General features: G+C 69.2%; 8 protein-coding genes and 1 pseudogene. 4 read left to right on the plus strand and 5 right to left on the minus strand.

Annotated elements, in window-relative coordinates:
- Positions 1 to 169: 169 nt before the first annotated feature.
- Positions 170 to 1156, minus strand: a complete 987-nt coding sequence (locus AB0I73_RS14400; RefSeq protein WP_363037140.1) for an NAD-dependent epimerase/dehydratase family protein — start codon at positions 1154 to 1156, stop codon at positions 170 to 172.
- A gap of 880 nt (positions 1157 to 2036) precedes the next feature.
- Positions 2037 to 2546, minus strand: a complete 510-nt coding sequence (locus AB0I73_RS14405) for an NUDIX hydrolase (RefSeq protein ID WP_363037142.1) — start codon at positions 2544 to 2546, stop codon at positions 2037 to 2039.
- 419 nt (positions 2547 to 2965) lie between these two features.
- Here AB0I73_RS14405 and AB0I73_RS14410 point away from each other — a divergent pair, with 419 nt between their 5' ends.
- The 4 genes from AB0I73_RS14410 to AB0I73_RS14425 all read left to right on the plus strand — a co-directional run bounded on the left by AB0I73_RS14410 (position 2966) and on the right by AB0I73_RS14425 (position 5184).
- Positions 2966 to 3319: a DUF317 domain-containing protein gene (locus AB0I73_RS14410; RefSeq protein WP_363037144.1), complete on the plus strand. Its 354-nt coding sequence runs from the start codon at positions 2966 to 2968 to the stop codon at positions 3317 to 3319.
- A gap of 105 nt (positions 3320 to 3424) precedes the next feature.
- Positions 3425 to 3715 carry a hypothetical protein gene (locus AB0I73_RS14415; RefSeq protein ID WP_363037146.1) on the plus strand — a complete coding sequence of 97 codons (291 nt, stop codon included), beginning with the start codon at positions 3425 to 3427 and terminating at the stop codon, positions 3713 to 3715.
- Between the two features lie 27 nt (positions 3716 to 3742).
- Positions 3743 to 4552, plus strand: a complete 810-nt coding sequence (locus AB0I73_RS14420) for a DUF317 domain-containing protein (RefSeq protein ID WP_363037168.1) — start codon at positions 3743 to 3745, stop codon at positions 4550 to 4552.
- A gap of 356 nt (positions 4553 to 4908) precedes the next feature.
- On the plus strand, positions 4909 to 5184 hold the full coding sequence (locus AB0I73_RS14425; RefSeq protein WP_363037148.1) for an aldehyde-activating protein: 276 nt from the start codon (positions 4909 to 4911) through the stop codon (positions 5182 to 5184).
- Between the two features lie 116 nt (positions 5185 to 5300).
- Here AB0I73_RS14425 and AB0I73_RS14430 read toward each other — a convergent pair.
- From AB0I73_RS14430 to AB0I73_RS14440, 3 genes and pseudogenes are all read right to left on the minus strand, one after another.
- Positions 5301 to 5507: pseudogene (locus tag AB0I73_RS14430) on the minus strand (hypothetical protein); the annotation flags it as partial.
- Between the two features lie 154 nt (positions 5508 to 5661).
- Positions 5662 to 6837: a hypothetical protein gene (locus AB0I73_RS14435; RefSeq protein WP_363037150.1), complete on the minus strand. Its 1176-nt coding sequence runs from the start codon at positions 6835 to 6837 to the stop codon at positions 5662 to 5664.
- A gap of 319 nt (positions 6838 to 7156) precedes the next feature.
- Positions 7157 to 8426 (minus strand): MFS transporter (locus AB0I73_RS14440; protein WP_363037152.1); only part of this gene is annotated, 1270 nt, incomplete at its 5' end.

The raw sequence follows: 8426 nt of genomic DNA on the forward strand, positions 1-8426 counted from the left end.
GCCTTCTCCCCCTCCCGTTGGCTTTATCGAGCAGCAGTGAAGTCAGTTGTCGATGGGCTTGGGAGGCGCCCGAATCCACGGATGGGCGATGTCGACGAGTTGGGGAGGCGCCGGGGTTCTTGCCAGGGCAGCATCGGGGTGCGGTGCACACGGCAGTGGACCGAAGCCGTCAGCCCAGAGCCTCGAGCAACTCGCGCTCACGTTGGGGGCTGAGGCCGGCACGCCTTGTCCGGTCCAGACCCTGTTCGCGTTCCCAGTGCAGCGTGTCGGCCAGCATCTCCGCCCGGGGCCGATGACGCAGCCCCGCGGCGCGCGCCGCAGAGCCGTTCCGGGCCGACCACCCTTCCCAGCCCGGCTCGACCAGCCACATCGCCAGCGATTCGGGCCCCATGTACTGGGCCACCCCGTGCGCGAGCAGCCATGCCGAGTCGGCGGTGATCACCGGGCCGGTGTGCCCGCCGATGGCGCGGCACAGCTCGATCCATTCTCCGAACGGAACGAGCGGACCGACAGCGTTGTAGGTGCCGGTGCTTCCCGTCTCCGCGGTGTCGAGCAGCCAGGCGGTGAGGTCCCGCACGTCGACTGCCTGGGTCGGCATGGTCGGTGTGTCGGGAACCAGCAGCGGCTCTTGCGGATCGCGTGCGGCACGGGCCACCCAGTAGCCGGAGCGTCCACTGTGATCGCCCGGGCCGCCGATGAGGCCGGCGCGCGCGATGAGGAGACGGTCGCCCACGGCGGCCGTGGACGCCTGCTCGCAGGCAACCTTCGCCTCGCCGTACAGCGTGCGGTCGACCTCGCTGCGGTCGGTGGGAGCAAGGAGGGCTGCGGACTCGTCCGCGCCCGGCGTGGCATGGGAGGCGTATGCGTTGCCGGAGGAGACATAGACCCAGTGCCCGGCCCGGCCGCCCAGTGCGTTGAGCGCCGCACGCACGAAGCCCGGCTGCCAGGACACCTCGATGACCGCGTCCCATTGCCGGTCGAGCAGTGGTGCGTATGCCGAAGGATCACTTCGGTCGGCGGCCACCAGCACCGCTCCGTTTGCGACTTCTCCGCTTTCGCCGCGGGCGAGGCAGGTCACCCGATGACCGCGCTCGATCGCCTGCCGCGACAGCTCCCGGCCCACCCACGCCGTCCCGCCCAGAACCAAGATCTCCATCCCGACACCCAAGCACCGCGAACGCCGAGCACTCAGGCGGGTTCGCCGACAGCGGACCCGATGCCGTCAACTGATCGCCGCGGCCCGCACGCAGCGCATCGGGCAGACGCCAGCAGCCGCAGCCGGCCGTTCCTGCGCTCGCGGCTCCCGGAGTGCCGTCATTTTCCATGAACATCGGCGTGCGCTCGGATCTCCCAGTGCCTCCCCGATCGGTGGACAAATGCTGCTGTTAGCAGTGCACGAAGCCACCCAGTCGTCCGCCTCCATGGACATGTACATCTTCTGGGTGCTCGCATGCTCGGCTTACTGCTCCTCGGCACTCATCAAAGTCACTCCATAGCCTGCGTTCCGCGTAATTCGTCACGCCTAGAGGCTCGAACAGGCCGGTGACCTGCGAAAACAGGTAGGAGCGCATCGGTGGCGCGTTTCTCTAGGCATAGAGAAACGCGCAGGTCAGCAAAGCGCCAGACCATGCTGGTCGGCCGACAATGCCCCAGCAGCTCGCCCCACCAAAGCACCGCAAGGCGGCACAAAACGCCACCTGTACGCCGAGTGAAGCCCTGGGCCTCTATCGTGTAGATCGAACTTGGCGGTCGGACTGCCACCCCGCCGACCGTCGCAGGAAGCCCGCTGACCTGCGCGAACATCAGCACCTAGAGAAACGCCTCTCAGGTGCTCTCACCCATGTCCGCCCAGGTCACACCCCAGATTCGCATCTCCAGGCCGCGGAATTACGCGGAACCCAGGCATAACGATCCCGGGCAAAGCCCCATCACTGCGTCGGCGTTGAACGAAGCGAACGCGGCCGTGGCCAAGCCGAGGTCGCGGGTGAGCGTCATAGGGTCTCTCCCAGCTCCCGAGGCCAGAGCCCTGGGAGTGGTCATTCGATGGGCTGGTCGTCCCGGTAGGACCACACGCGGCCGGTGCTGAGGCTGTTGAGGTAGTCCAGCAGGGGTTCGATCTCGGGTCGGGGCGCGGTGGAAGACGCCAGGACGGCCCTGGCCTCGGTCAGCGGCAGCAGGACCGCGCCGGTCACTTTGCCGTCCGGGTCGTGCACCGCGATCTCGCCGTCCCACTCGGTGCAATCGAAGGTCAACACCACGGTGGAGGGGTATCGGTCGGTTGTCGTGTTGACCAGGTAGGCCAGCGGGCCCACCGTCGTGAGGTTCAGACCGGTCTCTTCCTTGACCTCGCGCACCAGGGCCTCGGTGAGGAGTTCGCCGCGCTCGACGCCGCCGCCGGGGACGGACCACATCTCCTTGCCATCGCGCTGTTCCTGGACCAGGACGATGTGGTCGTCGCGGCGCAGCAGTGCGGCGACGACTTGGGCACCGGGCCCGGTGACCGGTGCGGGAGCCGGGGCGGCGGTGGCAGTTTCGTTGGCGGTCATGTTCGCCCCAGTTCGGTGCGCAGCGCCGCAGTGCACCCGGGCCCCTCGGATTGCGGCGGATGTGCTGGCGGACGATGTGGAACCTCTCAGGAGGCATGCTGTTCCCCCTCCTGTGACCTGGCAACCTGATGAGGCCGTCCTCCTGGATATGGGTGTATCAGCGGCCACTGACAAAAACTGATGTCTCATCACGCTGATCGGTTTGCGGTGAGGAGGAACAGGCGAGAGAGGCACCACTGTCGGCGTTCAGCGTCTCTGCCGTCCTTGCCCGCTGCTTCAAACGCCTCGATTGGATGGCAGGAGTCAGGAGTTCGCCGGGGGCAGACAGGGAAGATCCACGAAAGACTGGCCAATGCGGACAGGGGCATGTCAACGTAGACGACCTTGTAGGAAATCCCAGGTCAGTGAGGTGATTGTTCGTGACCGTGGCTCCCGCCAGCCCCGGATTCTCTACCACCGTCGAAGCCCTGCGGCTGCGCGAGTGGCAGCTCGGCCCGGGCCAGCCCACGCTCGTCATGGACCAGTTCTCTGCCGAGGACTTCAACCTGATTGTGGACGACCGGGCGGACGTGCACATCAGCAGCAAGGACGGTCGCTTCTACCTCGGGTGGTTCCCGCTCGGGCGCCCCGGCACCGACGGCGAGGGGTGGAAGATCGCCGTCACCGGCACGGCCAAGGTGCGCGGCTACCACCTGTCCTTCGATACCGAGACGCCGGCCGATATCGTCGCCGCCGCAGTGGCGCGCGTGCTGGAGACCTCCCGGCGTCCGTAATCCCGGAGGCTCGAGCCGGAAGTCCGACACTGGAGGTTGCTCTCCGTACCCCGGCGGCATCACAGGCCGCCGCTCACTGCGTTCTCTTGCACCAGGAGGCTGTCCGTGACTCACACGGAGTTGACCGTCGGCGATCTCATCGACCTGTTGTCCGCCTGCGACCGGAGCGCTCCGGTGCGCCAGGCGATGAACCCCTTCTTCCCGATGGCGCACCGCCTCGAACAGGTGGTTCAGGCCATGGACGAGACCGGACAGAAGGTCGTCTATCTCGCTGAGGGCCGGGACGCGGACACGCAGCTCGGCCATCTTCCGCCCGAGGTCGCCGTCCTGCTGGCCTGGCAGCCTCCGGTCCAGGCGCCTCCGCGCCGTCCCCGCCGTACCGCCGGCGGACAGTAGATCCCCATCAGTGCCGTTGGAGGCGCCCTGAACCCCGACTTCCCGTTCGACCCGTCCCACTGGCACAAAGCCCAGGGCGCGTACTGGGTCGGTCCCCGCTACCTGGCCGGTGACGACGGACGTCTCTACGACGCCGTCGCCGACACGCTTGCCAGCCTCGGCTGGACGAGCCTGACGATCGTCCGCGGACGGCAGGAGCCGGACGAGGCGCCGGAGGACCGCCAGGTCCTGCGCAGCACCGTCCTGCACATCAGCCCCGACACCCTCCGCTGGGCCCAATGGGTGCTGGCGGACGAGCCGTTCCACCTGGGCGAGCTGCCGATCGCCTGGCAGGTCTCCGCCCGCGCGGACACCAGCAGCCCGCTCGCGCAGTGGTCCGCCTACTTCACCCCCGACGTCCCGGGGGAGGTCCTCGTCGACTTCCTCGTCGCGCTCGACGCCCGCGGTCAGCCCGGTGTCCCGCTGGGCGGCCCCGAGCTGGTCCTCGACGCGGTCACCGCGCACGGCTGGTTCCGCGACATCGACCAGCCCCATGCGGGAGCGATGGACCCGACCTTCACCTCGCACATCAGCCTCGGCGAGGTGCCACCCCTCATCCAGGACGCCGACCCGCGCGCCCTGACGGCTGAGGCCGATGAGGTGGGGCCGGGCGGGTGGCAGGCGTGGGCCGAGCCGGCGCCGGGTTCACCATGTCTGTGGGCAGCGTCCTTCGGTGCCGGCGTGCCGCACGACCTCGTCGCGTGCTTCGCCAACGCGCTCAGCTCCACCGCACCGGTCCTGCGCCGGGTGCTGCCCGAGAGCACGCGGGAGCGGCTCCTGCGCGCTCCGGCCGGCTGAAGGGCGAGGCCGGCCGGAGCGCCCGCCCGCCGCACGTGAAGCTCGGCCAGCCCGATTCGGGGCAGCCGGGCTTCTTGTGCTCGGGGCCGCTGTTCACCGCGAGGAGTGAACATGCCTCTCCACGCGGGGCGCGGAACCCCGAACACCAGCGCGGGCTGCTTTGGGGGCAGCACACTGGCACCGCAAGTGCACGTCGCGTCGAAGGAGATGCCGCAGTGACCGAATCGACCACCGCATCCGATCTGCGGACGGGCCGTTGCCAGTGCGGTGATATCGCGTACGAGGTGGCAGGCGTTCCGGACGATCCGCACTTATGTTCCTGTGGCCATTGCACTCTGTTGTCCGGTTCACCGGCAATGGCGTGGGTCGGGTTCCGCCGGGAGACGCTGACCTGGACCGGCCGCGGCGGGGAGCCGACGTGGTACTCGACCTGGCCGACCCTGCGCCGCGGCCACTGCGCGCGCTACGGCACCCACCTCGTCTCCGTAGCCGACGGCTCGGACATGGTCATGGTGACGACGTTCAGCCTCACTGAGCAGAGCGGCGGCCTGGAGCCCGTGGGGCACAGCTTCCGTCAGCGCGCCGTGCCGTGGATGACCGTCACCCTCGCTCCCGACCCGCTCCACTTGTAGCAGTACCGGACCGGGCGCCGTGGAGTATCGCAGGGACCACGCGCGCCGGCGCTCCCGACCGTGGTGGCCGGGAGCGCCGGCATCGTCATGTGGCTGGCTGGCTGGCTGGCTGGCTGTCAGCGGGCTGCTGTGGCCTTGGCGACGGCCTTGTCGAGGTGCCGGTCCACCAGGGCCGGCGAGCCGGAGATGATCAGCAGCACGCTGCCGTCGCGGACCGTGGTCTGCTTCACCACGGTGTCGTGCCCGCCTGCAGAGAAAGCCAGCAGCTGGCTCCACCGCTCGTCACCGAGCTGGGGCGCGGTCATCTTCTGCGTGGCCATGTCGAAGCGCGCGGGTTCGCGGAATCCCGAAGCCGATGCCTATCGAACCCGTACGCCATCTCCCTGCGTCGGGGATCGTCGCACGGGTTCGGGTCCTATTGCCGTCGCGCGGCCGGTCTCCCGCTTGGTGCTGCCCCGCCGCGCCGGGGCGTCATCGTCAGCTGGTCCAGCCGTTCACGTCGAAGCGCTGGAACAGGGCTGGTAGGAACTCCCGCAGGAGTTCCCGAGCGTGTTCGATGTCCCTGAGCTCGTCGTGGCCGAACCGAAAGACTTCGTAGCCTCTGAGCTTGAGGTCGCGGTCGCCGGCCACCATCTCCGCGTACTTGGAGCTGTCGGGGACCTGGCCGTCGTCTCGGGTGTAGTGCTGGGATCCGTCGACCTCGAAAACGATGCGCTGTCCGTGGGGCAGTAGGAGCAGAAAGTCCATGCGGGAGCGCAGTAGCGCTTCGGGGCCCCGCTCGCGGACCGTCTTATGGTCCCAGTGGAGCCACACCTCGGGCAGGAGTGCCGGCAGGTCATAGACGGCGGGCCCGAGAATTTGGTGGTAGAGCTCGAAGAGGTTGCGCTGTCCGGGGGAGTTGCCGGGCAGGCTGCGGCGGAGCCGGTGGTAGAGGGTCTTTTTGGCTTCGGCTTCGCTGGCGAGCTGTTGAGCGTCCTGCCACCAGGTCTGGAGGTCTCGCCAGCGGATGCCGTCGCCCGTGATCTGGCGGTCGTAGACGAGGACGTTGTCGGGGTCGCCGACGATCTCGATGTCGTTGTCCACTGTGGACATGAAGCGGATGTCCGGCTTGGTGAGCGAGGCGAAGATGACGTTCTTCGGCCGTCGGTTGTCGGCGAGGCGGGTTGAGACCATGGTGAAGCGCGGGTAGCCCCCGTCGGATCCGGTCTCGCGGAGTTCGATCCCTGCGTTGCGGATGTGCTGGTTGATCGCGTTCACGAGGTGACGCTGGGCGGGCTCGTCGAGGAGGATATCTGCGGAGACCACCTGCTCGAGGAACCGGGCGAACCGTGCGTCGCCGGTTTCGAACGCCCCCAGGTGTTCGAAGAGGTCCTCGGCCGACCAGTCCTCCGGGTTGCGGAAGACGTGCTGCTGGATGTGCTGTCTCAAACTCGGCGTGCGGTCGGCGCTGGGCAGCAGCAAGTCAGCGAGGGATTCCTCGCGGTCGAGCACCCAGAAGCGCTCCAGGAGCGCCATGAACCGGGCTTCGCTTCGGGCCATGTCCGTCAGGTCCAGGGCGCGTGCCAGCTCGCGACGGACCCTCTTGGGTATCTCCGGCGGTGAAGTCTCCGCCCACCGCAGGTCCTCTATCGCGTTGCGCGTTGCGGGGGTCAAGTTCCTTCGGGCCAGGATGTGTTCCGCGACTCGGGGAAGGTCGCCGTCGGATACCTGGGCGAGGCTGCGTTCGACCCGTACGCGCTTCGACCCTTCGTCTTCGGGGACCGGCGGCATGCCCAGCTGGGCAAATGCTGTGTTGAGCGCGGCGTGCGTGTTCTCATCGCCGAGGGGTGAGACGACATCACTCACCATCTGCCGAAGTGCCGAGCGATCCCTGTTGTCGACCATCCGCCGATGATCCCAGAGCCTCGTCGCACAGTCAGCGGTCTGCTCTGGCCAGACGAGGCACTGGGCGTCGGCTAAAGCGCAGGCGCTGTCAGCTCCGTGGCGCTGGGCGGCCTGCTGCGCCAGCGGCTGTCCATGGGGCGATGAGCGCAGCGGCCATGGAGACTGCTGCCAGGAGGCCAAAGAGGGGGCCGTAGCCGCCGAGGGGGGCCGCGAGGGCGGCGCCGGCGAACGGGGCCACGGCTGCGGCGGCGGTCGCCGGGGTGGCGAGAATTCCGGAGAGGCGTCCGTAGTGGGTGGTGCCCCAGCGGTCGGTGATGGCGGTGGCCTGCAGGAGGGTGAGGGTGCCGCGGGCCATGCCGGCAACGACGGATACGGCCACGAGCAGGGCGTAAGGCCCCGGCGCTACGGCGAAGGCTGCGGTGGTGAGGCCGCCGAGGGCGATCAGCGCGGTGGTGCGGGCCGGGGCGGTGGTGCGGCGGGCGAGCGTGGCGTACAGGGTGCGACCGAGGGTTTGCCCGGCGCCGCCGAGGCCAAGGGCCCAGGCTGCCTGGCTGGTGGTGTAGCCGCGTTCCAGCAGGAGGGGCACAAGAGCAATGACGACGGCGTACATCGCGAACGCCGAAAGGGCGAAGGCGGCGGCGAGTATCCAGAACGGCCGGGTGCGGGCAACGGTCCCAGCCCGTGCGTCTCTTTGGCTGCCCTGCTCTCCGGTTGCTGGCCAGGGCGCGCGGAGCGCCAGGGCGTGCGCGGGGACCGTGACCAGGGCGAGCACCGTGGCGAGCACCAGGTAGGTGTTCCGCCAGGACAGGTGGTCGGCGAGAGTGGCGGTCAGCGGGGCGAAGACGGTGGAGGCGAGTCCGCCGGCGAGAGTGACGATCGTCAGGGCCCGGACGTGGTGTGGGGCCCACCAGCGGGTGAGGGCGACGAAGGCGGGCTGGTAGAAGGTGGCGGCCATGGCCAGCCCAGCCAACGTCCAACCGGCGAAGAACACCGGCAGGTTGGGCGCTGCGGCGATGAGCAGCAGGCTTGCCGTGCCGAGCACCGATCCGGTGGTCATGACCGTGCGCGGGCCGCGCCGGTCCAGGATCCGGCCGACGCGGATTCCGGCGAGCGCGGAGATGACGAGGGCGAGGGAGAAGGCCGCGGTGGTCGCGCCCGCGGGCCAGCCGGTCGCGTGCGTGATCTCGGGATTCAGCACGGGGAAGGCGTAGTAGACGATGCCCCAGCTGGTGATCTGCGTCAGGCAGAGCGCGGGCAGGGCGGCGCGGGGGGGGGGCGGCGGAGGCCGCCCGCCAGCGGCGCCCCCCCCGCGCCCGGCGCCGGGGCCGCGAGCAGCGTCGCCAGCCCCCCCCCCCCCC

This window comes from Streptomyces sp. NPDC050388, from assembly GCF_040655635.1.
Lineage (GTDB): Bacteria > Actinomycetota > Actinomycetes > Streptomycetales > Streptomycetaceae > Streptomyces.